Consider the following 23,397-nt stretch of genomic DNA (forward strand, 5'->3'; position numbering starts at 1 on the left):
CCTTTACACGCGTTCGATGATGGTGGCCGCGCCCATGCCGGAGGCGACGCAGAGGGTGGCGAGACCGGTGCTCTTGCCCGAGCGCTCGAGTTCATCGAGCAGGGTGCCGATGATGATGGCGCCGGTGGCACCTAGAGGGTGGCCCATGGCAATCGCACCGCCATTGACGTTAACCTTGCTGTCGTCGACGTCAAAAGCCTGCATGAAGCGCAGCACGACGGAGGCGAAGGCTTCGTTCACTTCAAAGAGGTCGATATCCCCGATCTTCATGCCGCTGTCGCGCAGGATTTTCTCGGTCACGGGCACAGGGCCGGTCAGCATGATCGTGGGATCGGTGCCGATTTTCGCAGTGGCGCGAATGCGGGCCCGGGGCTTCAGCCCGTTGGCCTCGCCGAATTCCTTCGAGCCGATCAGAACGCCAGCGGCGCCGTCTACGATGCCCGAAGAGTTGCCGGCATGGTGGATATGCTCGATGCGCTCCAGATGCGGGTACTTCATCAGCACCAGCTGGTCAAAGCCGGGCATCACCTCGCCCTGATCTTTGAACGCGGGCTTCAGCGCACCGAGGGTCTGCATGTCGGTGCCCGGGCGCAGATATTCGTCGCGCTCGAGGATCGGCAGGCCGTTCACGTCGCGCACGGTGATGACGCTGTTGTCAAAGCGCCCGTCGGCCCAGGAGGCGGCAGCGCGCTTCTGGCTCTCGACGGCCAGCGCGTCGGCATCGTCCCGGCTAAACCCGTATTCTGTGGCGATGATGTCGGCAGAGATACCCTGCGGCACAAAATAGGTGCGCATGGCAATCGAGGGATCGACCGCGATGGCCGCCCCGTCCGAGCCCATCGGTACGCGGCTCATGCATTCCACCCCGCCCGCGATATAGGCATCGCCCGCGCCGCCCTTTACCTGATTGGCGGCGAGGTTCACGGCTTCCATGCCGGAGGCGCAGAAGCGGTTGATGGAGAGGCCGGGGATGCGCTCATCAAGGCCGGAGGCGAGCACGGCGGTCCGGGCGAGACAGCCGCCCTGTTCCTTGACCTGCGTGGCGTTGCCCCAGATCACGTCCTCGACCGCGTGGCCCTCCAGCCCGTTGCGATCTTTCAGCGCGTCCAGCGTTACGGCAGAGAGCCGGGCGGCGGTCACTTCGTGCAGCGAGCCGTCAGGGCGTCCCTTGCCGCGCGGGGTGCGCACAGCGTCGTAGATATAGGCGTCCGTCATCGGTGTCTGTCTCCTTGTCAGGCCGCAGGCTCAGGCCGCGCGGGGCATCAGATCGTAGGGGTGTTTCCAGCCGTCGAGCGACTGGATCCCCGAAAGCCAGCGGTCGATCGCCGGCCAGTCAGCACGGTCGAAACCGAAGGGCTCCGGGTAAAACAGGTAAGAGCAACAAGCGAAATCCGCGACAGTGACGTTCCGTCCAACCAGCCATTGACGAGTGGTCAAGTGGTTTTCGAGCAGCTTCAGAGCGTCGTTCAGGCGTGCCTGATGAAAGCCGATCACATCCGCTGAGCGTTTGGATTCGGGCAGGAAATTCAACATGAAGCGCGTGGTCGCGGCCACGGCGGACATCTTGTGCGTGTCCCAGAAGAGCCAGCGGCGGATCTCCTGCACGTCTTCGGGCGTGTCGCCCGCGAACTGTCCGGTCTGCTCCATCAGCCACAACAGAATGTTGCCTGACTGGGTCAGGCTGGTTTCGGATGTCACGAGCACCGGGGCCTCTCCCATGGCATTTACCTCGGCGCGCCAGGCCGGGTCGCGGGTCTGGCCCTTGAAGAAGTCGATGAACACCGGCTGCCAGTCGAGCCGGGCCAGTTCGAGGAAGAGGGCGACTTTGTAAGAGTGGCCGCTCTCGCCCAAGCAATGGAGCTGGTATGTCATGCAGGGATCCTGTCGGGTCAGAGGCCGGGGGTTTCACACCCCCGGACCCCCGTGGGGTATTTTTGGAAAGATGAAGTCCTTTATGCGGATCTTCATGTTTCAGGTTGAGGATCCTCTCGCGGGACAGGCTGGGGAGCCGATGCCCGCGAAAGGTGAAGCCCTGCCCGCGACGAAGGTGCGGGCAGGGTGGACAGAATCAGAAGTTGGCGGCGTCGAGGGCCATTACCGTCTCGGAGCCGCTCAGGATGCGGGCGAGGTTGGTTTCGGTCATCGGCAGCTGGCGGGCCATGTAGTATTTGCCGGTCGTGATCTTGGTCTCATAGAACTCCGGGTTGCCTGTGCCGGCGTCGAGCGCGGCGTAGGCGGCCTTGGCCATGTGGGCCCACATCAGGCCGAGGCAGACATGGCCGAAGAGGTGCATGAAGTCATAGGAGCCAGCGAGTACGTCATTGGGGTTCTTCGCGCCGTTCTGCATGAAGAACATGGCGGCGTTCTGCAGACGCTTGGAGGCCTCTTTCAGCGGATCAAGGAACGGGCCCTTGAGGCGCTCGTCGCCCTCGTTCTCTTTCAGGAAGGATTTCACCTCCTCGAAGAAGGCCATGGCCGTCTTGCCGCCATTCAGGCCCAGTTTACGGCCCACGAGATCGAGGGACTGAATGCCGTTGGTGCCTTCGTAGATCATGGCGATCCGGCAGTCGCGGACATATTGCTCAAGGCCCCATTCGGTGGTGAAGCCGGACCCGCCCAGGGTCTGCTGCGCGAGCACCGTGGTCTCGAAACCCTTGTCGGTCAGGAAGCCCTTGAGGACCGGGATCAGCAGCGACAGCATGTCGTCCGCGTCTTTGTCATCCTTGCGGTGGGCCTCGTCGAGGAGTTTCGCGCCCCAAAGGCAGAAGGCCCGGGCCCCTTCGACAAAGCTCTTTTGATCCATCAGGTTGCGCCGCACGTCGGGGTGCACGATGATCGGATCGGCGGGGCCGTCGGGGTTCTTCACGCCGGTGGCGTCGCGGCCCTGGAGACGGTCGAGGGCAAAGCCCAGCGCGTTCTGATAGGCGATTTCACCCAGCGCATAGCCCTGCAGTGCCACATAAAGGCGGGCTTCGTTCATCATGGTGAACATGGCCCGCATGCCCTTGTTCAGATCACCGATGAGATAGCCAGTGGCCTCATCGTAGTTCATCACGCAGGTAGCGTTTCCGTGGATGCCCATTTTCGACTCGAGGCCGCCGCAGGAGACGCCGTTGCGGGCGCCGATGGAACCATCTTCGTTAACGTGGTACTTGGGCACGATAAAAAGGGAAATCCCCTTGATCCCTTCGGGCGAGCCCGAGGCGCGGGCCAGTACGAGGTGGACGATGTTCTCGGTCATCTCGTGATCGCCGGCGGAAATCCAGATCTTCTGGCCGGAAAGCTTGTAGCTGCCGTCATCCTGAGGCTCGGCCTTGGTGCGGATCAGGCCGAGATCGGTGCCGCACTGGGGCTCGGTCAGGTTCATGGTGCCGGACCACTCGCCCTCGATCATCTTGGGCAGGAAGGTCGCTTTCTGCTGGTCGGAGCCGTGGGTCTGGATCGCGGCGATGGCGCCGTGGCTGAGGCCGGCATACATGGCGTAGGCGATGTTCGCGGAGGTGAAATACTCGCTGACAGCGGTGTTCAGCAGGTGCGGCATGCCCTGACCGCCATAGTCCGGGTCGCAATCCAGGGCATTCCAGCCGCCGGCGCGTAGCTCATCATAGGCTTCCTTGAACCCGTCCGGCGTGCGGACGACACCATTTTCCAGCTTGCAGCCTTGCTCGTCGCCGACCTTGTTGAGTGGCTCAAGCACGTTTTTCGCCAGCTTGCCGGCTTCTTCCAGCACAGCGCCGGTGAAGTCGCGGTCGAGCTCATCATAGCCCGGAATATCGCTTTGCGAGACGTTCAGCACTTCGTGCAGAACGAACTGGGTGTCTTCGACGGGAGCGGTATAGGTGGTCATGTTAATCTCCGGTGGGGGTAATGGTCAGGCAGCGTTGGAGCGCTGGAGGTCAGTGATCATGTCATCGACGAGGCCCAGCTGGTCCTTCAGATCTTCGATGGCGTGATCGAGTTCGGTGCGGCGATCGAGGAGATCGTTCAGCCGCTGCTGCGCCAGCGCGTGAGCGCGGCGGAGCTGTTCTTCCTGCTCGTGACCGGGCGCATAGAGGTTCAGCAGTTGGCGGATCTCTTCGAGGGAAAAGCCGAACCGCTTGCCGCGCAGGATCAATTTCAGCCGAGCCCGGTCGCGGCGGGTAAACAGCCGCTTCTGGCCGTCCCGCTGCGGAGCAAGCAGTTCCTTTGCTTCGTAGAACCGCAAAGTGCGGGGTGTGACGTCAAATGCGTCACACATCTCACGGATCGTCATCAGGTCCTTCGTCGACATGGCGTCCTCCTAGTTTGTTCCCAGGGCAGGTCTGTCAAACGATGTAGGACACTTTCTCAAATTGACGTAGTCAGACGTTACGTAAAATCACGTTGCGTCAATTTCACCTCAGGCAGTTTCAGAGGAAACCGGGGCGCCCGTTTCCAGCATCGCCGCGATCTGGTCACGATTTTCCTGAAGCGATTCAATCGATTCCTGTAGAGTCGCCATTTCCGCTTTCAGAGTTTCAAGCTGCTTGTCAGCCGACTCCACCCAGGTCCGCATCTGCGCCTCATCGCCCTGTTCATCGTAGATTAACAGAAATTGTCGGATCTCTTCGAGGCTGAAACCCCATCGACGACCACGCAGGATGAGCTTCATCCGGGCCACGTCACGGGGATGGTAGAATCTGGCGCGGCCTTCGCGCTCGGGAGACAGAAGTTCGATATATTCATAATAGCGAAGCGTCCGGGGTGTGACGTCGAATTCGGCGCACATCTCCTTGAAGGACAATCTTTCAGCCATGTATGCTCTCCGTATTTGTGGTTGAGCGTATTTGATAACGGGCAGATTACGCGCAGAGTTCCCCCCTCTGGCAAGGGGCGATCTGATTTATTTTCTCATAGTGAGATGCAATCCGGGGTTGATTTTCCGGGAAGCTGACCCTTGGCGCGCTCCAAGGATCAATCTGGTTGTCGTGGAACTGTCCTGGTTCTAGGTCTGTGCAGAGCAAGTGAAGGAAGAGCCATGTCGGACAGTCAGCCAAATGTGCAGCGGTTCATTGATGCCTTGCCCCACGCCTGCGATTTGGGCCTGCAGGCTGAGCCGGGCTGCGGGGGAGGCGTGGCCCGGATGTCCATGCCCTATGACCCGAAAATCGTTGGCGATCCACGCAGCGGCGTGATCCACGGCGGCGCGGTGTCGGCGCTGATGGATACCTGCAGCGGGGCGGCGGTTTTGTCCCATCCCGACTATGTTGGGGCCACGGCAACGCTGGACCTGCGGATCGATTACATGCGCCCGGCCACCCCCGGTCAGACCATCCATGCACGAGCCGAATGTTACCATGTGACCCGCTCAGTCGCTTTCGTCCGGGTAACAGCCCATGACGATCTGAGCGATCCGCCGGTGGCCAGCGGCCATGGGGCGTTCACCATGACCCATGGAGCCAAATCATGAGCCGTCCTGCCCCCGAACCCGTCCATGTGGTCAAACAGCGCCGGGATTCGGCGCTGCAGGCGCTGGTCTCGGGCATTCCCTATCTCAACCATCTGGGAATCCGGTTCGAGCGGCGTGGGGATGAGCTGACGGCGCTGCTGCCATTCTCCGAAAAACTCATTGGCAACCCCCTCCTGCCCGCGCTTCATGGGGGTGTGACGGCGGCGTTTCTGGAGACGACCGCCACCATCGAACTGGCATGGACGCAGCTCTGGGCAGAGATCGAGAGCGGGGAGCTCGACCCGGTCACGCTCGATCCCGAGAGCCTGCCGAGGATGCCGAAAACCATCGATTTTACCATCGACTACCTGCGCACGGGCCTGCCTCGCGATGCCTATGCTCGCGCGCGGATCGTCCGCTCGGGGCGGCGCTACGCCAGTGTTCAAGTCGAGGCGTGGCAGGACAATCGCAACAAGCTCTTTGCCCAGGCCACCGGGCACTTCCTGATGCCGCAAAGCCGCGATGGCTGACGTCACTGAGGTCACCCACCGCCGGGTGCTGGCGGTGGCGCTGCCCATCGTCCTTTCCAACGCGTCTGTGCCGATCCTCGGAACGGTCGATACGGGTGTGGTCGGGCAGATGGGCGAGGCCGCGCCCATCGGTGCGGTCGGGATCGGCGCGATCATCCTGACCGGGATCTACTGGATCTTCGGGTTCCTGCGCATGGGGACCACCGGCTTTGCCTCGCAGGCCATCGGGCGCGGGGACGGGGCCGAGACCTCGGCGATCCTGATGCGCGGTCTGGGTCTCGCCGCCGTCGCCGGGGCAGGGCTGATCCTGTTGCAGGTGCCGCTCTTCTGGCTGGCTTTTCAGGTTTCGCCCGCCAGCGCCCGGGTCGAGGAGTTGGCCCGCGACTACATGGCCATCCGTATTTTCTCCGCGCCCGCCATCATCGCCGTCTATGCCCTGACCGGCTGGCTCATCGCTGCCGAGCGCACGCGGGCTGTGTTCGCCATCCAGATCGTCATGAACGGGCTGAATATCCTGCTGGATCTCTTGTTCGTTCTGCAACTGGGCTGGGGAGTGGAGGGCGTTGCCATCGCGACCTTCATCGCCGAGTGGTCGGGCGCGGCGCTGGGCCTGTGGTTCTGCCGCGATGCGTTCCGTCATCCGGCCTGGCGGGACAGGGCGCGTTTGCTCGATCCCGCGAAACTCCGGCGCTTTGCGCAGGTGAACACCGACATCATGATCCGGTCGATGCTGCTGCAGGCGATCTTTATCAGCTTTCTGCTGCTTGGTGGCAGGTTCGGGGATGTGACGCTGGCCGCCAATCAGGTGCTGCTGCAATTTCTCTACATCACCGCCTACGGGATGGACGGATTTGCCTTTGCGGTCGAGGCCATTGTCGGCTCCGCGCTGGGGCAGGGGCGGCGTGATCTGTTCCGCCGTGGCGCGCTGCTCTGCGCGTTCTGGAGCGGCGTGATCGGCGTGACCATGGCTGTCGCCTTCTCCCTGTTCGGTGGCCATCTCATCGACCTGATGAGTACCGATCCGGAGGTGCGGGAGGCGGCGCGGCGGTTCCTGCCCTACATGGTCGCCGCCCCGATTCTTGGCTGGGCCGCCTGGATTCTCGACGGCATTTTTATCGGCGCGATCCGGACAAAGGACATGCGCAACATGATGCTGCTGTCCTTCGCAGTCTACGCGCTGGCCTTGCTGGCGCTGCTGCCGGTGGGCAACCACGGTTTGTGGCTGGCTTTTCTCATCAGCTTTGTGGTGCGGGGGCTGACCCTTGGCAGCCGCTATCCCGCCTTGGAGGCCTCGGTGGGCTGAGCCTCAGCCCAGCCACCTCTCCCGGTCCGTTCCCACTGCGTCGGACACATGGGCGAAGCCATCGGTCGCCAGCAGATCGTCGAGCCCCCGGGCGATCTCGGCGGCCAGCGACAGCCCGCCATAGATCAGCGCCGTGTAGAGCTGCACCGCCGAGGCCCCGGCGCGGATCTTGGCATAGGCGTCCGCCGCCGAAGCGATCCCGCCCACGCCGATCAGCGGCAGGTCGGTCATGGTGGACAGATGCGCGAGAATCCGGGTCGAGGGCGCAAAAAGCGGCACGCCCGAGAGCCCGCCGGTCTCGCCCCGGTGTACTGATTGCAGCCCGTCGCGGGACAGCGTCGTGTTGGTGGCGATGATCGCCGCGACGCCGGTTTCTTCGGCCACCTGCGCGATTTCCTTTAGCGCAGAGAGGTCCAGATCCGGCGCGATCTTCAACAGGATCGGCAGGCCGCGCGTATTGGCCTCCATCACGCCCCGCAGCAGGGCCGACAGCGCCTCCGCGCCCTGCAGGTCCCGCAGCTTTTCGGTGTTGGGGGAGGACACGTTGACAGTGGCAAAGTCGATATGCGCCGCCGTCGCCTCCAGCACCCGGGCGAAATCGCCGGGGCGGTCGGTGCTGTCCTTGTTCGCGCCGAGATTCAGGCCGCGCGGGATCTCGGTGGGCGCCTTGTCCAGCCGCTCCGCGATGACCTCCGCGCCATCATTGTTAAAGCCGTAGCGGTTGATCACCGCCCGGTCTTCCGGCAGCCGGAAGGAGCGGGGGCGCGCATTGCCGGGCTGGGGGCGCGGCGTGGCGGCGCCAACTTCGAGAAAGCCGAACCCCGCCCGCGATAGGGGCTGAACGGCCTCGGCATTCTTGTCAAACCCGGCGGCAAGCCCGACCGGGTTCGGCAGATCAAGCCCCGCCACCCGCGTGCGCAGCCGGTCCGAGGTGACGCAACCACTCATGGGTACCAACCCCGAGCGCAGGGCGCGCAGGCCAATATTATGGGCAGTCTCCGAGGAGAGGCGATGCAGGGTCAGGATGCCCAGCCGTTCCATCATGTTCATTCTTTGCCCTCCAGAAGCTGCGTGACGCCGGTTGTCGGGATCGGCGCGTGCCAGAGCACCTCTTCCCGGTTCAACTCGCGATAAAGATGCGGAAACTCTTGCCCTCCGCGCGATATTTCCCAGCGCAGCGCGTCGCCCAACGCATCGGTCTCCAGCGCCGCGAGGATCAGCTCGGTCTCGCCCGCAAAGTGCTTTTCTAGCGTCTTGGGCGTCTGGTCGGCGGTGGAGAAATGAATGAAGCCGTCGCGCACGTCATCCGCCGAACCCGCCGTGGCGCCACTCCGGTCTAGCACGTCCCACTCCGCCTGCCGAAAGATTTTGTAGACCTGCATCCGCTCCCCCACGCTTTGTTGCGCGGTGCCTACAGCAAGTTCGCGGCGATTGGGAAGGGGGGGCACTCGGGCGCCTGAGATTGACGAAAAGCGGCCGGTTCGTCATCAGCGCAAAGATAACGGCCCTTTCGAAGGGACGCCTTACGCCCCCGCCCGCTCGACCCCTTTGGCAATTGCTTCCCGCAGTTTCTTTTCCAGCGCTTTTTGCTTCGCCTCGGTGTGGATCTTCAGGCCAAACATGTCCTTGACGTAGAAGGTGTCCACCGCCTGCTCACCATAGGTGGCGATGATGGCGGAGGTGATCGAGATGTTGTTATTCGCCAGCACCCGCGTGAGATCGTGCAGGAGGCCGGGGCGGTCGCGGGTATCGACCTCGATCAGGGTGTAGATTTCGGAGCCTTCATTGTCGAAGGAGATCGAGGTCGGCACGCGGAAACCCCGTTCGCGCTTCTTGATCTTGCCGTGGGTCTCCATGGCCACGGAGGTAATGACCTCGCCCGCCAGCGTTTTCTTGATCGTCCTCCGCAGGCGGTCGAGCCGGGTGGGGTCATAAGGGTGGCCGTCCCCGTCCTGCACCCAGAAGATCGGCGTCGCGTAACCGTCTTTGGAGGTGTAGGTGTTGGCATCCACCACATTCGCCCCTGCGAGAGCCAAAGCGCCTGCAAGGCGTGAGAAGATACCGGGGTGATCCACCAGCGCAAAGCAGATCCGCGTGGCGTCCCGGTCGGCGTCGGCCTGGATATCAATGCGGATCTCGTCATCACCGATATTGCGTAAGAGTCGGGCAAAGGTCTCGTGGGCTTCCAGCCTGAGGCCCTGCCAATAGGGCGGGTAATGGCGCTGTGTCTCGGTGCGCAGGTCCTTGGCGGGCCAGTCGGCCAGCGCCTCGCGCAGCCTTTTGCGGGCCTCTTCGCCGCGGGTCTCGCGGTTTAAGGCCTCCATGCCGTTTTCCAGCGCGTAGGCGGTCTCGCGGTGAAGGTCGCGCAGGAGCTGGGCCTTCCAGTTATTCCAGACGCCGGGTCCCACGCCGCGAATGTCGCAGACCGTCAAGACCGTTAGCAGGTCGAGGCGCTTGCGGGTCTTCACCGCCTTGGCGAAGTCACGGATGGTGCGCGGGTCGGAGAGGTCGCGTTTTTGCGCCATGTCGGACATCAGTAGGTGATAGCGCACCAGCCATTCCACCGTTTCGGTGTCGGCCTTGCTCAGCCCCAGGCGCGGGCAGATCTTGCGGGCGATACGCGCACCGACAACCGAGTGATCCTCGTCTCGGCCCTTGCCGATATCGTGCAGCAGCAGCGCGGCATAGAGCACCTTGCGGTTTACGCCCTCTTCAAGGATCCGGCTCGACAGGGGCAGGTCCTCGACCAGTTCGCCCGCCTCGATCTTGGCGAGGTTGGTGACCACCTGAATGGTATGCTCGTCCACCGTGTAATGGTGATACATGTTGAACTGCATCATCGCCACAATGGGCTCGAACTCGGGGATGAAAGCCGACAGGAGCCCCAGTTCGTTCATTCGCCTGAGCGCCCGTTCGGGGTTGCCGTGGGTCAGCAGGAGCCGCCAGAAGATCCGCTTGGCTTCCGCGCTGGTGCGATAGGCGTCGTCGATCAGGTCGAGATTGGCTGAGATCAGGCGCATGGCTTCGGGGTGCAGCAGCGTGCCGGTGCGCAGGGCTTCGTCAAAGATCCGCAGGATGTTCAGCGGGTCGTCCATGGCGCTGTCAGGATCGGCAAAGTCCAGCCGACCGTGCTTAACCACATATCCCTTTCTGGTGCGGCGACGGCGCAGGAGGCCCAGCAGACCGGGGGCTTCTTTCTTTTGCGACACTTCCAGCGCGGTCAGCAGAATCCGTGTGAGTTCGCCGACCCGCGTGGCATGGCGAAAGAAGTCCTGCATAAAATGCTCGACTGCCCGGCGTCCTTTGGAATCCGTGTAGCCCATGCGGTCGGCGACCTCGATTTGCAGATCGAAGGTCAGCTGATCGCTGGCACGCCCGGTCAACAGATGCAGGTGGCAGCGGACTGCGAGCAGGAAGCTCTCGGCCTTGATGAATTTCTCGAATTCCTCGGCAGAATAGGTGCCGGTGCCCACCAGATCGGATACGTCCTGAACGTGATTGACGTATTTGGCGATCCAGAACAGCGTCTGGAGATCGCGCAAGCCGCCCTTGCCTTCCTTCACATTCGGCTCGACCACATAGCGCTGGCCGCCCTGTTTCTTGTGACGGTCCGAGCGTTCGGCGAGTTTGGCGGTGATAAATTCGGCTTCGGTGCCGGTAAAGAGGTCGCTCCACAAAGTCTCCGACAGCTCCTCGGCCAAAGGGCCATGACCGCAAAGATACCGGTGTTCGAGCAGTGCAGTGCGGATGGTGATGTCGTCGCGTCCCAGCCGGATACATTCGGTGACCGTGCGACTGGCATGACCGACTTTCAGCTTGAGATCCCAGAGGATATAGAGCGTGGACTCGACCACGCTCTCGATCCAGCCGGTCATTTTCCATGGCAGCAGGAACAGAAGGTCCACGTCAGAAAAGGGCGCCATCTCGGCGCGCCCGTAGCCGCCGACGGCCAGAACGGCGATGCGTTCGCCTTCCGTCGGGTTTGGGTTCGGATGCAGATGGGTCGTGACCACCTGATAAACCGTGTTGACCACACGATCGGTGAGCCACGAATAGGAGGACACCGTGGCCCGCGAGGCCCTCGGGTCGGCGGTAAAGGCCTCCGCGATGGCGGCGCGCCCGTCTTTCAGAGTTGCCTTAAGGACTTGGACGGCAGCTTTGCGGATGACGGCAGCGGTCGGATCCTCTCCGGCAACCGCGAGGATCTCGGCCATGACGGCCTCGGGGCGAAACAACACCTCCTCGGGAACCACCAGCTCCGAAGGGAGCCGGTGACTGTCATCGGGACCAGCGGTCTCAGAAACCGGCACGGCCGAAATTGCTCGGGGCCGGGGAGATGACGGCAACGGAGTTGTTGCGCACCTGAGCCACGGCCAGAGCGCGCTCGGTGGTGCCGTCTCCCTTCAGGCGGAACGCACCATAAGCGCCGCGGAAGCCGCCGCTCCGGGTGAGGGCCGATCCGGACACCGCATCCCGACGACCGGCGGCCGCCAGCGTGCCAATGGCTTGCAGAGCGTCGTAGGAGAGGCCCGCGATCGGATGCGGATTAGAGCCGTAAGCCGCGCGGTAGCGGTTCTCGAAATCGTTGGTGGCGTTGGTGTCGGGCAGAGTGAAGAAACCACCCTGCAGACCCGGCAGAGCCAGTGCTTCTGGGATCGCGTTCCAGCGGGTCAGCCCGAAGGCCGGCGTCTGGCTCGGCGAGACACCGTTCTCAGGCAGCGTTGTGCTGATCAGCGGCAGGTCGGCGTTCACGCTGGCGGTGAGGAACACGGTTTCAGCGCCCGAACTCTTGATTGCTGCCGCAATGGCCGGGCCTTTCCCGGTGATGCTCTCCTGCGACAGCGTGTACCCCTGTACGGTTGCCACCTTCAGGCCCGCGCCTTGAGACGCCTTCACGATGGCATCCCGACCGGCCAGGCCCGAGACGTCGCCGCCATGAACGACAGCGACCGATTTTTTGCCTTGGCTCTTTGCGAAACGAACGAGCCTGTTAGCGGTGTCGTCGAAGGTCTGACCCATCACAAAGACGTTGCCCCCCGCGACAGACGCGTTGTTGGACAGGGACAGGATGTTGAGGTTTTGCGAAGCGATCACCGGTGTGATCGCACCGATGGACTGACTATAAAGCGGCCCAACGATGATCTGCGCGTTATCGGCAAGGGCGGATTGCGCCGCGGAGGCTGCACCCGCCGTGGTGCCAGCGGTGTCATACACCTTGAGGTCGATCTTTGCCCCTTGGAGTGATGCAATGGAGAGCCGGGCCGCGTTTTCCAGCGACCGGGCCACGGGTGCGGCGGAACTGTCGCTTTTGGGGATCAGCAGGGCCACCCGCACAGGCTGACCGGGTTCGATTTGCGGGCCTTTCACGCCGCCGGACCCGCCACCGCCAACAGAAATATTGCCGCAGGCGGCAACAGAAGCCATCATGAGCAGGGCGGCAGCCTGCTTGCGGAACCGGAAGATACGGGCGAACATGTGAGGGTCCTTCGCAAAATAACTATCGGGGTCCTTACTATGAAAGCTGCTGCGCCCTGTAAATCGAAAGCCTTGCCGTGACCTCCTTGCTCCCCGGTCTCTACCTCGTCGCAACGCCCATTGGCGCTGCACGTGACATCACGCTGAGGGCGCTTGACGTGCTTGGAAGCGCCGATCTTCTGGCTGCGGAAGACACACGGACACTCCGGCATCTGATGGAGATCCACGGCATTCATCTGAGCGGACGTCCGCTCATAGCGTATCACGATCACAACGGTGACCGGGTCCGGCCCGTGATTCTCAAGGCATTGTCCGAAGGCAAATCGGTGGCCTACGCCTCCGATGCAGGGACACCGCTGGTGGCGGATCCCGGGTATCAGCTTGCGCGCGCTGTCCGGGAAGCCGGGCATCTGGTGACCACTGCCCCCGGTCCATCCGCGGCGCTGGCGGCCCTCAGCCTCTCGGCGCTGCCCAGCGACAGGTTCCTGTTCGAGGGGTTTCTCCCCGCGGCTGCCGGTGCCCGTAGCTCCGTCCTGAAAGATCTGGCCGCGGTCCCGGCGACGCTGATCTTTTTCGAGGCGCCGAGCCGGATCGGACAGATGCTGTCGGCTCTGCACGAGCATCTTGGTGACCGACAGGCGGCTCTGTGCCGTGAGTTGACAAAGCGCTTCGAGGAAGTGCGGCAGGGGACGCTGTCCGAGCTTGTCCAAAGCGTTTCCGATGACCCACCGCGTGGCGAAATCGTGGTAGTCGTGGATCGTGATCGCTCCGAGACTGGGGCCGCGGATCTGGAGACAGCTCTGCGACAGGCGCTTGTGTCGATGAGCGTCAAGGACGCTGCCAGCGTGGTGGCCGAAGCGGCGTCCGTCCCCCGGCGACAAGTCTATCAACTGGCGCTGAAGCTCGCGTCAGAATCCGGCGCAGATTAATCAGGCGGCAAGACTTTCCCCGTAAACCTCACCCTACCGGATGGGGGCAGGATGGTGACGTCAGGGCAGCAGGGGCGACGGCAACGACAAGGCGCTATGGCCGATGCGGGTGGGCGCGCGGCAGAGCATCAGGTGGCGCGGCTTTACGAGGCGCAGGGCCACCGCCTTGTCGCTGCCCGTTGGCGGGGTCAGGGTGGCGAGATCGATCTGATTTTTGACGCGCCTCCGGCCTTGATCTTCGTTGAGGTGAAGCGCGCTCGGACCCATGATCTGGCATTGCATCGTCTGGCCGAGCATCCGCGCCATCGTCTGTTTTCTGCGGTTGCTGAGTATCACGCCCTGCAAGCCGTGCCGCAGGAGTGTATCTGTCGCATCGACGCGGCCCTCGTTGACGGGACCGGGCGCATCAAAATCCTCGAAAACGCTTTTGTCTAAGCGTCGACGACCCTGCGATCCCTTGCGGTGCGGGCGGCTTCGGGCCACATGTGGGCGACCACACCAAGGAGGCCGCCCCCCGTGACCCGCACTGTTGCCTTTCAGATGGACCCGATCGCGCCGATCAACATCGACGCCGATAGCTCATTTCGCCTGGCTGAATCGGCGCAGGCCCGCGGGTATAAGCTGTTTCACTACTTGCCTGATCAGATCGTATGGCGCGAGGGTGAGGTGCTGGCGGTCGGTCACGATCTCGAAGTTCGCCGCGAAAAGGGGAACCATTTTACCTTTGGTGAGACCCGCGAAGTCGCTCTGTCTGAATTCGACGTGGTGTGGCTGCGGCAGGACCCGCCCTTCGATATGGGATATATCACTACTACGCACCTGCTGGATCTCGCCGATGGTCCGCTGGTGGTGAATGATCCATTCTGGGTGCGGAATTTCCCTGAAAAGCTCTTGGTGTTGCAGTTTCCCGACCTGATCCCCCCCACCATGATCGCCCGCGATCTGGGCCAGCTTCGCGATTTCCGGGAGCGGCACGGGGACATCATCATCAAACCGCTTTACGGAAATGGCGGCGCAGGTGTGTTCCGGCTGAAGCCCGGAGACAGCAACCTGAACTCGCTCCATGAAATGTTCGCGGGGATCAATCGGGAGCCTCTGATTGCGCAGGCATTTCTGCCGGCCGTCTCTGCGGGAGACAAGCGGATCATCCTCGTTGACGGTGAACCGGTGGGCGCCATTAACCGCGTGCCACAAAAGGGTGAGACGCGCTCGAACATGCATGTAGGCGGGCGAGCCGAACCGGTTGAGCTGAGCGCGCGGGACCGCGAGATCTGTGAAGCGATCGGTCCGACCCTGCGCGAACACGGGCAGGTTTTTGTCGGGATCGACGTGATTGGTGACCGGCTCACCGAGATCAATGTGACCTCGCCGACGGGCATTCAGGAAATGGAACGCTTCAACGGTGGTGACATTGCGGGCAAGGTCTGGGACGCCATCGAAGCACGACTGGCCACGCGCGGCTAACCTCCGGGCGTCAGGACCAACCGATAGGACAGCGCTTCGGCAATGTGGGGCTGGCGAACCTCCGCCGTGCCTTCGAGATCGGCGATGGTTCGCGCGACCCGCAGGATCCGGTGATAGCCCCGGGCACTCAGTCCCAGGCGGTCGGCTGCTTTGACCAGTAGCGCGCGCCCCTCGGCGTCCGGTCGCGCCACCGCGTCGAGCAAGCTGACCGGGATATCGGCGTTGCACAGAATGCCAGGGATATCCGCGTAGCGCGCCATCTGGCGTGCGCGGGCTGCGGCCACCCGGGCTGCCACCGTCCGGGTGCTTTCGCCTGCGGGCGCCCGATCCAGATCGGAGATTGTCACCGGTGGCAGTTCGAGACGCAGATCGAACCGGTCGAGTAGTGGACCTGAGATCCGCCCCAGATAATCTGCGCCACACCCAGGCGCGCGGCCGCAGGCACGCGTCGGGTCGGTGAGGTGTCCGCAGCGGCAGGGATTGGCCGCCGCCACCAGCATGAACCGGCAGGGGTAGCGGATATGGGCGTTTGCGCGTGCGATCACCACGTCGCCCGTCTCAATCGGCTGACGGAGTGTTTCAAGAACAGGCCGCGCGAATTCCGGGAATTCGTCCATGAAAAGAAGGCCGTTATGGGCCAGACTGATCTGACCGGGCCGGGCTCCCTTGCCGCCGCCGACGATGGCGGGCATCGACGCGGTATGGTGCGGTTCCTGAAAGGGGCGGGTGCGGCTGATGCCGCCCTCTTCGATTAGCCCCGCGAGCGAGTGGATCATCGACGTTTCCAGCGCTTCGGCTGGCGTCAGGGGTGGCAGAAGGCCGGGAATGCGGCGGGCCAGCATGGATTTACCCGACCCCGGCGGTCCCACCAGAAATATGTGATGGCGACCGGCGGCGGCGATCTCGGCTGCGCGCTTTGCGCGTTCCTGGCCACGGATATCCTGCAAATCGAGGGTGCATGGCGTGTCCCGGATTTCGCCCGGATCTGCAGGAGACAGGACCCTCTGGCCGGTAAAGTGCTGAATTGCATCAAGGAGAGTCGCCGGAGCCAGCACCCGCACCTGATCGAGCCACGCCGCCTCAGCGCCGCAGCCCTGCGGGCAGACCAGGTCGCGCGCTTCCCCCGCCGCGTGGAGCGCCGCCGGGAGTGCGCCGGGCACTCCGATGAGCCGACCGTCGAGGGACAATTCGCCCAAGGCGGTCACGCTCTCGACCGCATCTGCTGGCAGCACTCCGATCGCTGCGAGGAGGGCGAGGGCGATGGGCAGGTCGAAATGGGAGCCTTCCTTGGGCAGGTCTGCGGGTGACAGGTTCACTGTGATCCGTTTCGACGGGAGCGCAATCGAGAGCGCCGTCAGCGCGGCGCGGACCCGGTCGCGCGCCTCCGAGACAGCCTTGGTCGGCAGGCCCACAAGTGTAAATCCCGGCAGGCCGTTGCTAAGCGCGCACTGGATTTCGACTTCGCGGGTTTCGATTCCCTCAAAGGCAACGCTGAAGGCGCGGGTGACCATGGCCGAGCTCCCTTATGGCACGGACACACTAACCAGCGGGCTCTTGCGTTAGGGTTAATTGGCCAGAAGGGCGGTCCAGTCGACCTTCGGCAAATCCTGCCAGTAGGGCGCGTCGGGCGACTTGTGCCGATCCGGTCCGATCTCTGCGGCAAGCCGCCGCCAATCCGCGAAAAGCGGGTGAGCGAGGTTCTGGGCTGCATAGTCTTGCATTGTGCTGCCGACTGGCAGGCCGTAGCCCACGATCCGGGCGCAGACCGGCGCATAGAAGGCATCGGCCACCGAGTATCCTCCGGCCAGCCACGGCCCGCCTGAACGGCTGAGTGCATCCGTGAACAGGGCATCGAGCCGCGTCAGATCGGCTTTGATTGCATCGTCCGGCTGTTCCATTTGCCACGCTTGCCGCAGGTTCATGGGGCAGGCTGACCGCAGGGCGCCAAAGCCGGAATGCATCTCAGCAGTGAGTGACCGGGCCAGCCCCCGTAGCGCCGGATCTGCAGGCCAGAGGGGCGCGTCAGGATGTCGCTGGGCCAGCTCTTCGGCGATGGCGAGACTATCCCGAACCACGGCGCCGCCTTCGCAGACCAGCACCGGAACAGTGCGCGCCGGAGGCAGGCCGATCTGATCAGGCAGGGGCGGGGAGCCATAAATCTCTGTCCAGCGAAGCGCATACGGAACTTCGGCGAGGCGCAGCGCCAGCCAGCCACGCAAGGACCAGCTCGAATAGGCAGGTTCGGAAATGACGAGTTCGTAGGACATAAATGAGCTCCGCTTGACCGTTCGCGCGTAGCACGCGGAAGGGTCCTGACAAAGGGTCCGTTAAACTTTTCCGGGATCTCGGGGAACTTTCGTTACGTCGCGGAATTTAGGACTCATCGTGCAGCGCCACTCGCACGCCACAAGTCGATCTGGAATTTCGCCGTTGGGGGAGAGAAGAAAATGGCTTTCGATGGAATGATGGATCAAGGTTTCTCGCGCCGGGCCATGCAGGCTGAGCTGTTGGATGCCGAAACGGAACTGCGACTGGCCTATGCTTGGCGCGACCATCGGGACGAAGCCGCCCTGCATCGCTTGATTACGGCCTATATGCGCCTCGCGATATCCATGGCGATGAAGTTCCGCCGCTACGGCGCGCCGATGAACGACCTCATTCAGGAGGCGGGGCTCGGCCTGATGAAGGCGGCCGACAAATTTGACCCGGATCGCGGTGTGCGGTTTTCAACCTATGCGGTCTGGTGGATCAAGGCCTCGATCCAGGATTACGTCATGCGGAACTGGTCCATGGTCCGGACCGGGTCCACATCTTCTCAGAAGTCTTTGTTTTTCAACATGCGCCGGGTCCAGGCTCGTCTGGAGCGAGAAGCCGCTGCACGGGGCGAGAGCCTGGATCGCCACCAGATGCGGCATATGATTTCGGTGGAAGTCGGTGTGCCGCTCCACGATGTCGAGATGATGGAAGGCCGTCTGTCGGGCTCGGATTTTTCGCTGAACGCAACCCAGTCCAGTGAGGATGAGGGACGCCAGTGGATTGATGCGCTCGAAGATGATGCGGCTCAGGCGGACGAAACGGTGAGCCACGCCCGCGACTTGGCCACACTGCGCGGCTGGCTGTTTGAAGCGATGCAGGATCTGAGCGAGCGCGAACGGTTTATCGTGCGGGAGCGTAAGCTTCGTGACGAGCCCCGCACGCTGGAGAGTCTTGGGACCGAGCTTGGCCTGTCGAAGGAGCGGGTGCGCCAGCTTGAGGCGGCCGCTTTTGGCAAAATGCGCAAGATCCTGGAGAGCCAGTGTGCCGAGGTGCGGCAGCTCCTCCAGTAACATGCGCTGGTTCATCGCGATCCTGTCGGCCCTGATCCTCATAGCGGTGGGACCTCTTCCAGAGGCGGATATCTACGTGCTGGGCGAAGAACACGACGCGCCCGCGCACCATGACAATCAAGCCGCGTGGGTCCGGGATCTTGGGCCAACGGCTGTGGTGTTCGAAATGGTCCCGCCGGATCTCGGTGCCGTCGCGACCGAGCGTCAGGGCGATCCGGCTGCCGAGCTTGGCAAAGCGCTGCGGTGGGAAGAGCGTGGCTGGCCCGACTTCGCAACCTATGACCCGATCTTCAAGGCGGCGGCGGGAGCCCGGATTTATGGTGCTGAGCTGGATGGCGACAGCCTGAACGCGGCCATGACAAATGGCGCGGCAACTGTGGCAGATGAGCCAAGTCTGTTTGGGCTCGACGAACCGCTGCCAAGTGATCAGCTCGATGCCCGAAAAGAATTGCAAGATGCCGCTCATTGCGGATTGCTGCCGAAGGACTTGCTGAGCGGGATGGTCGAGGCGCAGCGGTTACGCGATGCTGCACTGGCCGGTACGGCGCTGAGCGCGTTTGCGGAGACCGGCGGCCCCGTGGTCGTGATCACCGGCAGCGGTCATGCGCGCAGCGATTGGGGTGTCCCGGCCTTGATCCGCCGCGCGGCCCCGGATCTGGCGGTGATTTCGGTGGGCCAGTCCACCGCGCCCAATCCGGACGCACCGACCGATATCGTCGTGATTACCGACCCACCCGAGAGCCGTCAGGGCGATCCCTGCAATGCTTTGCGCTGAGCGCTTGTGCTTGCCGTGCCGTGCGACCGCGCCTAGGGTCGCGTCATGCTGACTGATCGCCGAATTCTCCTCATCGTCGGGGGCGGTATTGCCGCCTACAAGACGCTCGAACTGATCCGCCTTCTGCGCAAGGCGGGCGCCCATGTGACGCCGGTTCTGACCCGCGCCGGAGCGGAGTTCGTGACACCGCTCTCGGTCTCGGCCCTTGCCGGAGAGAAAGTCTATTCCGACCTTTGGGATCTCACCGACGAGGCCGAGATGGGCCATATCCAGCTCAGCCGGGTAGCGGATCTGGTCGTCGTCGCGCCCGCGACCGCCGACCTGATGGCGAAGATGGCGCACGGCCACGCGGATGATCTCGCCTCGACGCTGCTGCTTGCCACGGATACGCCGGTGCTGATCGCGCCCGCTATGAATGTGCGCATGTGGGAGCATCCCGCGACCCGGCGCAATGCCACAACGTTGCGGCGCGATGGCATTGCCTTTGTCGGACCGGACGAGGGCGAGATGGCCTGCGGGGAATACGGTCCGGGTCGCATGGCAGAGCCCGAGGCGATCTTTGCAGCGATTACGGCAAGGCTCGCCGATGGCCCACTCGCCGGTCGGCATCTCTTAATCACCAGCGGCCCCACCCATGAGCCCATCGACCCGGTGCGCTACATTGCCAACCGCTCTTCGGGGGCGCAGGGCACGGCCATTGCGCGCGCCGCTGTGCGGGCAGGGGCGCAAGTGACCTTTGTCACCGGCCCGGCCGATGTGCCGCCGCCTGAGGGGGTGACGCTGGTCCGGGTCGAGACCGCGCGGCAGATGCTGGATGCGGTCGAGGCCGCGCTCCCAGCCGATGCGGCGGTATTTGCCGCCGCAGTGGCGGATTGGCGCGTGCTCTCTGAGGCGGGCAGAAAGATGAAAAAGCAGGACGGCGCCCTGCCGCAGCTGGAGCTGGCCGAGAATCCGGATATCCTCGCGACAGTCTCGCAAAAGACCGAAGGTCGCCCCGGTCTGGTGGTCGGGTTCGCCGCCGAGACCCATGACGTACTCGACAATGCCCGCGCCAAGCGACTGCGCAAAGGCTGCGACTGGATCGTGGCCAATGACGTCTCCGAAGGCACCGGCATCATGGGTGGGACCGAGAACGCGGTGACGCTGGTCACCTCCGAGGGTGAGGAAAGCTGGCCGCGCGCCTCCAAGGATGTAGTGGCCGAACAACTTATAGACCGGATCGCGGAGGTGCTCGCATGATGGCCGTTCGCATCATCCGTGCCGACTGGGCTGATCCCGGGATCGCGCTGCCCGCCTATGCCACGACCGGAGCCGCCGGGGCTGACCTGCGTGCGAACCTGCGGGCTGAGGACCGGGCGGAGGGTGTCATGCTGGTGCCGGGCCAACGGGCGCTGGTGCCCACGGGGTTCTCTGTGGCGCTGCCGCCGGATATGGAGATGCAGATCCGCCCGCGCTCGGGCCTTGCGCTGAAGCATGGGCTGACGCTGGTCAACGCGCCCGGTACAGTGGATGCCGATTATCGTGGCGAGGTCGGTGTTTTGATGGTCAATCTCGGGCAGGAGCCTGTTACTCTGCGCCACGGCGACCGGATTGCGCAGGCGGTGTTCGCGCCGGTGGTGCGGGCTATGTTTCAGGAGGTGGACAGCCTTGATGCCACCGCCCGGGGACGGGGCGGCTTCGGTTCGACAGGTCAGGCCTGATGCTGCTCGCTCTCGTGCTGGCCGCCGTCATCTGGTTCGGATCGGGCCGCCTCGGCTGGCCGAAGCAAGCCCGCCTGATCGCCCTCGGTCTCCTGTATTTAGGGGTGCTCGCGCTGCTCCTCATCTTGCCTCCGGGCGCGCCACTCCGGGCTGCCTTGGGGGGCGAAGCAAGCGAATGGCTGATTTTGGGTGGTTTGATTGCGGTCGTGCTGGCCTACCGTCAGGGCCTGCGCTGGGTACGGACCCGCGTGCGACCGGAGAACCGGCCGCAAGAGCGGGATAGTGGCACCTTCGGTCCCGGTGAGATCGACCGCTACGCGCGCCATGTCATGCTGCGCGAGATCGGGGGGGCGGGGCAGGCGCGGTTGAAATCGGCGAAGGTTCTTGTGATCGGCGCTGGAGGGTTGGGAGCGCCCGCGCTCCTCTATCTCGCGGCGGCGGGCGTGGGGCGGATCGGTGTGATCGATGACGATGTGGTGGAGGCCAGTAACCTGCAACGGCAGGTGATCCACACCAGCGACCGGGTCGGGATGCCCAAGGTTTTCTCCGCGCAAAAGGCGATGGAGGCGATCAACCCGTTTCTGGAGGTTCGCCCCTATCATCGTCGCCTGACCGCCGAGATCGCTGAGGATCTGGTTGCGGAGTATGATCTGGTGCTTGATGGTTGCGACGATTTCGAGACCCGCCGCGTCCTGAATGCCGCCTGCCATGCCGCTCGTGTGCCGCTGATCTCCGGCGCGCTCAGCCAGTGGGAGGGGCAACTGACCACCTACGCCCCCTGGGGGGGTACGCCGTGCCATGTCTGTGTGTTCCCCGAGAAACCGGCCGCCGGTCTGGCGCCGACCTGCGCGGAGGCTGGTGTGCTGGGGCCACTGCCGGGGATTGTCGGCGCGATGATGGCCGCCGAGGCGGTCAAGGAGATCACAGGGGCCGGGCAGGGGCTGCGGGGCCGGATGGCCTTCCACGATGCGCTCTGGGGGGAGCACCGGGAGATCCGGCTGAGCAAGCGGGCTGACTGTCCCGTTTGCGGCAACGGCCCATGAACTACTCAGCGCACCGCACGAAAAAAGCGCCCCAGAGGGGGCGCTTTGTGTCATTGCTCAGAATGTCGGTCAGGTGCCGGCAATAAGGCCCATGCTTTCGAGCTTGAGGATCACCTGGTGGGCGCAGTTGTCGACGTCCGTGCCTTCGGTTTCGACGCGCAGCTCGGGGTTGGCGGGAACGTCATAGGGGTCGGAGATCCCGGTGAATTCCTTGATCTTGCCCTCACGCGCCAGCTTGTAGAGACCCTTGCGGTCGCGCTTTTCGCATTCCTCGATGGTGGTCGCCACGTGGACCTCGACGAAGGCGCCGTACTGCTCCACGTCCTCACGCACCGCGCGACGGGTCGTCGCGTAGGGGGCGATGGGTGCGCAGATCGCGATGCCGCCGTTCTTGGTGATCTCGGAGGCCACATAGCCGATCCGGCGGATGTTCAGGTCACGGTGCTCCTTGGAGAAGCCCAGCTCGGAGGACAGGTTCTTCCGCACGATGTCGCCATCGAGCAGCGTCACCGGACGGCCCCCCATCTCCATCAGCTTGACCATCAGCGCGTTGGCAATGGTGGATTTGCCGGAGCCGGAGAAGCCGGTGAAGAACACGGTGAAACCCTGCTGGGCGCGCGGCGGTTTCGTGCGGCGCAACTCGCGGACCACCTCGGGGAAGGAGAACCACTCGGGGATTTCCAGACCCTCGGCCAGACGGCGACGCAGCTCGGTGCCGGAGATGTTCAGGATCGTGACGTTATCCTTGTCTTCGATCTCGTCGGCAGGTTCGTACTGGGCGCGCTCCTGCACATAGACCATGTGCTTGAAGTCCACCATTTCGATGCCGATCTCGTCCTGATGCGCGCGGAACAGCTCCTGCGCGTCATAGGGACCGTAGAAATCTTCRCCCTGGCTGTTCTTGCCCGGACCGGCGTGGTCGCGGCCCACGATGATATGGGTGCAGCCGTGGTTTTTGCGGATGATCCCGTGCCAGACGGCTTCACGCGGGCCGGCCATGCGCATGGCGAGGTTCAAGAGCGACATGGTGGTGGTCGATTGCGGGTACTTGTCCAGCACCGCCTCGTAGCAGCGCACGCGGGTGAAGTGGTCCACGTCGCCCGGCTTCGTCATGCCGACCACAGGGTGGATCAGCAGGTTGGCCTGCGCTTCCTTGGCGGCGCGGAAGGTCAGTTCCTGGTGCGCGCGGTGCAGCGGGTTGCGGGTCTGGAAGGCCACGACCTTGCGCCAGCCRAGCTTGCGGAAATAGGCGCGCAGCTCGTTGGGGGTGTCGCGRCGGGCGCGGAAGTCATAATGCACCGGCTGCTGGATGCCGGTCACCGGGCCACCCAGATACCAGTCGCCCGCGGTGTTGTGCAGGTAGTTCACGGCCGGGTGGGCCGAATCGTCGGCGCCAAAGACCTTCTCGGCCTCGCGCGCCTTGTTCGGCTTCCACTTGTCGGTGA

The 23,397-nt window shown here is 63.7% G+C and carries 23 protein-coding genes; 11 read left to right on the top strand and 12 right to left on the bottom strand.

The window, feature by feature from the left end; genetic code table 11:
- Positions 1-3: 3 nt before the first annotated feature.
- The 5 genes from FEV53_RS06080 to FEV53_RS06100 form a co-directional block, all read right to left on the bottom strand.
- Positions 4-1,215: an acetyl-CoA C-acetyltransferase gene (locus FEV53_RS06080; RefSeq protein WP_142833922.1), complete on the bottom strand. Its 1,212-nt coding sequence runs from the start codon at positions 1,213-1,215 to the stop codon at positions 4-6.
- 30 nt (positions 1,216-1,245) lie between these two features.
- Positions 1,246-1,872, bottom strand: coding sequence for a glutathione S-transferase family protein (locus tag FEV53_RS06085; RefSeq protein WP_142833923.1), 627 nt, complete (start codon positions 1,870-1,872; stop codon positions 1,246-1,248).
- A gap of 196 nt (positions 1,873-2,068) precedes the next feature.
- A complete protein-coding gene (locus tag FEV53_RS06090) occupies positions 2,069-3,847 on the bottom strand; it encodes an acyl-CoA dehydrogenase C-terminal domain-containing protein (RefSeq protein WP_142833924.1) in 1,779 nt (592 codons plus the stop codon).
- Between the two features lie 24 nt (positions 3,848-3,871).
- Complete coding sequence (locus FEV53_RS06095) at positions 3,872-4,270, bottom strand: MerR family transcriptional regulator (RefSeq protein WP_142833925.1); 399 nt, start codon at positions 4,268-4,270, stop codon at positions 3,872-3,874.
- 108 nt (positions 4,271-4,378) lie between these two features.
- Entirely contained in the window at positions 4,379-4,774 is a 396-nt protein-coding gene (locus FEV53_RS06100) for a MerR family transcriptional regulator (RefSeq protein WP_142833926.1), read from the bottom strand.
- Between the two features lie 222 nt (positions 4,775-4,996).
- Between FEV53_RS06100 and FEV53_RS06105 the strand changes: the two genes are divergently transcribed.
- Genes FEV53_RS06105 through FEV53_RS06115 form a run of 3 tightly spaced genes read left to right on the top strand, consistent with a single transcriptional unit; the run spans position 4,997 to position 7,240 of the window.
- Positions 4,997-5,428, top strand: coding sequence for a PaaI family thioesterase (locus FEV53_RS06105; RefSeq protein ID WP_142833927.1), 432 nt, complete (start codon positions 4,997-4,999; stop codon positions 5,426-5,428).
- Positions 5,425-5,937, top strand: coding sequence for a PaaI family thioesterase (locus FEV53_RS06110; protein WP_142833928.1), 513 nt, complete (start codon positions 5,425-5,427; stop codon positions 5,935-5,937). The genes FEV53_RS06105 and FEV53_RS06110 overlap by 4 nt, the downstream gene beginning before the upstream one ends.
- Positions 5,930-7,240 carry an MATE family efflux transporter gene (locus FEV53_RS06115; RefSeq protein WP_142833929.1) on the top strand — a complete coding sequence of 437 codons (1,311 nt, stop codon included), beginning with the start codon at positions 5,930-5,932 and terminating at the stop codon, positions 7,238-7,240. The genes FEV53_RS06110 and FEV53_RS06115 overlap by 8 nt, the downstream gene beginning before the upstream one ends.
- A gap of 3 nt (positions 7,241-7,243) precedes the next feature.
- On the opposite strand, the gene FEV53_RS06120 is transcribed toward FEV53_RS06115, so the two are convergent.
- The 4 genes from FEV53_RS06120 to FEV53_RS06135 form a co-directional block, all read right to left on the bottom strand.
- Positions 7,244-8,290, bottom strand: coding sequence for a quinone-dependent dihydroorotate dehydrogenase (locus FEV53_RS06120; RefSeq protein ID WP_142833930.1), 1,047 nt, complete (start codon positions 8,288-8,290; stop codon positions 7,244-7,246).
- On the bottom strand, positions 8,287-8,622 hold the full coding sequence (locus tag FEV53_RS06125; protein WP_142833931.1) for a DUF952 domain-containing protein: 336 nt from the start codon (positions 8,620-8,622) through the stop codon (positions 8,287-8,289). The genes FEV53_RS06120 and FEV53_RS06125 overlap by 4 nt, the downstream gene beginning before the upstream one ends.
- A 141-nt stretch (positions 8,623-8,763) precedes the next feature.
- A complete protein-coding gene (locus FEV53_RS06130; RefSeq protein ID WP_281283448.1) occupies positions 8,764-11,550 on the bottom strand; it encodes a [protein-PII] uridylyltransferase in 2,787 nt (928 codons plus the stop codon).
- Positions 11,537-12,715 carry a penicillin-binding protein activator gene (locus FEV53_RS06135; RefSeq protein WP_142833933.1) on the bottom strand — a complete coding sequence of 393 codons (1,179 nt, stop codon included), beginning with the start codon at positions 12,713-12,715 and terminating at the stop codon, positions 11,537-11,539. The genes FEV53_RS06130 and FEV53_RS06135 overlap by 14 nt, the downstream gene beginning before the upstream one ends.
- A gap of 77 nt (positions 12,716-12,792) precedes the next feature.
- Between FEV53_RS06135 and rsmI the strand changes: the two genes are divergently transcribed.
- The 3 genes from rsmI (at position 12,793) to gshB (ending at position 15,108) form a co-directional block, all read left to right on the top strand.
- Positions 12,793-13,644: a 16S rRNA (cytidine(1402)-2'-O)-methyltransferase gene (gene rsmI, locus FEV53_RS06140; protein WP_246100741.1), complete on the top strand. Its 852-nt coding sequence runs from the start codon at positions 12,793-12,795 to the stop codon at positions 13,642-13,644.
- A gap of 96 nt (positions 13,645-13,740) precedes the next feature.
- Positions 13,741-14,079 (top strand): YraN family protein, encoded by a 339-nt coding sequence (locus FEV53_RS06145; protein WP_185962119.1) that lies wholly within the window; start codon positions 13,741-13,743, stop codon positions 14,077-14,079.
- Between the two features lie 81 nt (positions 14,080-14,160).
- Positions 14,161-15,108 (top strand): glutathione synthase, encoded by a 948-nt coding sequence (gshB, locus tag FEV53_RS06150; RefSeq protein ID WP_142833936.1) that lies wholly within the window; start codon positions 14,161-14,163, stop codon positions 15,106-15,108.
- Here the strand turns inward: gshB and FEV53_RS06155 are convergent.
- Together FEV53_RS06155 and FEV53_RS06160 are read right to left on the bottom strand one after the other, a co-directional pair.
- A complete protein-coding gene (locus FEV53_RS06155; protein ID WP_142833937.1) occupies positions 15,105-16,619 on the bottom strand; it encodes a YifB family Mg chelatase-like AAA ATPase in 1,515 nt (504 codons plus the stop codon). The genes gshB and FEV53_RS06155 overlap by 4 nt on opposite strands.
- A 54-nt stretch (positions 16,620-16,673) precedes the next feature.
- Positions 16,674-17,375, bottom strand: a complete 702-nt coding sequence (locus tag FEV53_RS06160; protein ID WP_142833938.1) for a glutathione S-transferase — start codon at positions 17,373-17,375, stop codon at positions 16,674-16,676.
- Between the two features lie 180 nt (positions 17,376-17,555).
- Between FEV53_RS06160 and FEV53_RS06165 the strand changes: the two genes are divergently transcribed.
- The 5 genes from FEV53_RS06165 to FEV53_RS06185 are packed head-to-tail and all read left to right on the top strand — an operon-like array spanning position 17,556 to position 21,952.
- Complete coding sequence (locus tag FEV53_RS06165) at positions 17,556-18,434, top strand: RNA polymerase factor sigma-32 (protein ID WP_142833939.1); 879 nt, start codon at positions 17,556-17,558, stop codon at positions 18,432-18,434.
- A 1-nt stretch (position 18,435) separates the two neighbouring features.
- Positions 18,436-19,209 carry a ChaN family lipoprotein gene (locus FEV53_RS06170; protein ID WP_142833940.1) on the top strand — a complete coding sequence of 258 codons (774 nt, stop codon included), beginning with the start codon at positions 18,436-18,438 and terminating at the stop codon, positions 19,207-19,209.
- Between the two features lie 45 nt (positions 19,210-19,254).
- Positions 19,255-20,448: a bifunctional phosphopantothenoylcysteine decarboxylase/phosphopantothenate--cysteine ligase CoaBC gene (gene coaBC / locus FEV53_RS06175; protein ID WP_142833941.1), complete on the top strand. Its 1,194-nt coding sequence runs from the start codon at positions 19,255-19,257 to the stop codon at positions 20,446-20,448.
- Positions 20,445-20,909, top strand: a complete 465-nt coding sequence (dut, locus tag FEV53_RS06180) for a dUTP diphosphatase (protein WP_142833942.1) — start codon at positions 20,445-20,447, stop codon at positions 20,907-20,909. The genes coaBC and dut overlap by 4 nt, the downstream gene beginning before the upstream one ends.
- On the top strand, positions 20,909-21,952 hold the full coding sequence (locus FEV53_RS06185; protein ID WP_142833943.1) for a HesA/MoeB/ThiF family protein: 1,044 nt from the start codon (positions 20,909-20,911) through the stop codon (positions 21,950-21,952). The genes dut and FEV53_RS06185 overlap by 1 nt, the downstream gene beginning before the upstream one ends.
- Before the next feature lie 69 nt (positions 21,953-22,021).
- Here the strand turns inward: FEV53_RS06185 and FEV53_RS06190 are convergent.
- On the bottom strand, positions 22,022-23,397 hold a 1,376-nt coding region (locus tag FEV53_RS06190; RefSeq protein WP_142833944.1), incomplete at its 5' end, for a bifunctional sulfate adenylyltransferase/adenylylsulfate kinase.

This window comes from Palleronia caenipelagi, from assembly GCF_007004065.1.
GTDB lineage: Bacteria > Pseudomonadota > Alphaproteobacteria > Rhodobacterales > Rhodobacteraceae > Palleronia > Palleronia caenipelagi.

What these genes read in the sequence shown, in the direction of transcription:
- dut (WP_142833942.1), top strand. Translation starts at nt 20,445, where the DNA reads ATGATGGCCGTTCGCATCATCCGTGCCGACTGGGCTGATCCCGGGATC.
- FEV53_RS06110 (WP_142833928.1), top strand. Translation starts at nt 5,425, where the DNA reads ATGAGCCGTCCTGCCCCCGAACCCGTCCATGTGGTCAAACAGCGCCGG.
- FEV53_RS06160 (WP_142833938.1), bottom strand. Translation starts at nt 17,375, where the DNA reads ATGTCCTACGAACTCGTCATTTCCGAACCTGCCTATTCGAGCTGGTCC.
- FEV53_RS06165 (WP_142833939.1), top strand. Translation starts at nt 17,556, where the DNA reads ATGGCTTTCGATGGAATGATGGATCAAGGTTTCTCGCGCCGGGCCATG.
- FEV53_RS06085 (WP_142833923.1), bottom strand. Translation starts at nt 1,872, where the DNA reads ATGACATACCAGCTCCATTGCTTGGGCGAGAGCGGCCACTCTTACAAA.
- FEV53_RS06115 (WP_142833929.1), top strand. Translation starts at nt 5,930, where the DNA reads ATGGCTGACGTCACTGAGGTCACCCACCGCCGGGTGCTGGCGGTGGCG.
- FEV53_RS06155 (WP_142833937.1), bottom strand. Translation starts at nt 16,619, where the DNA reads ATGGTCACCCGCGCCTTCAGCGTTGCCTTTGAGGGAATCGAAACCCGC.
- FEV53_RS06170 (WP_142833940.1), top strand. Translation starts at nt 18,436, where the DNA reads ATGCGCTGGTTCATCGCGATCCTGTCGGCCCTGATCCTCATAGCGGTG.
- FEV53_RS06135 (WP_142833933.1), bottom strand. Translation starts at nt 12,715, where the DNA reads ATGTTCGCCCGTATCTTCCGGTTCCGCAAGCAGGCTGCCGCCCTGCTC.
- coaBC (WP_142833941.1), top strand. Translation starts at nt 19,255, where the DNA reads ATGCTGACTGATCGCCGAATTCTCCTCATCGTCGGGGGCGGTATTGCC.
- FEV53_RS06120 (WP_142833930.1), bottom strand. Translation starts at nt 8,290, where the DNA reads ATGAACATGATGGAACGGCTGGGCATCCTGACCCTGCATCGCCTCTCC.
- FEV53_RS06145 (WP_185962119.1), top strand. Translation starts at nt 13,741, where the DNA reads ATGGCCGATGCGGGTGGGCGCGCGGCAGAGCATCAGGTGGCGCGGCTT.
- FEV53_RS06090 (WP_142833924.1), bottom strand. Translation starts at nt 3,847, where the DNA reads ATGACCACCTATACCGCTCCCGTCGAAGACACCCAGTTCGTTCTGCAC.
- FEV53_RS06095 (WP_142833925.1), bottom strand. Translation starts at nt 4,270, where the DNA reads ATGTCGACGAAGGACCTGATGACGATCCGTGAGATGTGTGACGCATTT.
- FEV53_RS06080 (WP_142833922.1), bottom strand. Translation starts at nt 1,215, where the DNA reads ATGACGGACGCCTATATCTACGACGCTGTGCGCACCCCGCGCGGCAAG.
- FEV53_RS06100 (WP_142833926.1), bottom strand. Translation starts at nt 4,774, where the DNA reads ATGGCTGAAAGATTGTCCTTCAAGGAGATGTGCGCCGAATTCGACGTC.
- FEV53_RS06105 (WP_142833927.1), top strand. Translation starts at nt 4,997, where the DNA reads ATGTCGGACAGTCAGCCAAATGTGCAGCGGTTCATTGATGCCTTGCCC.
- FEV53_RS06125 (WP_142833931.1), bottom strand. Translation starts at nt 8,622, where the DNA reads ATGCAGGTCTACAAAATCTTTCGGCAGGCGGAGTGGGACGTGCTAGAC.
- FEV53_RS06185 (WP_142833943.1), top strand. Translation starts at nt 20,909, where the DNA reads ATGCTGCTCGCTCTCGTGCTGGCCGCCGTCATCTGGTTCGGATCGGGC.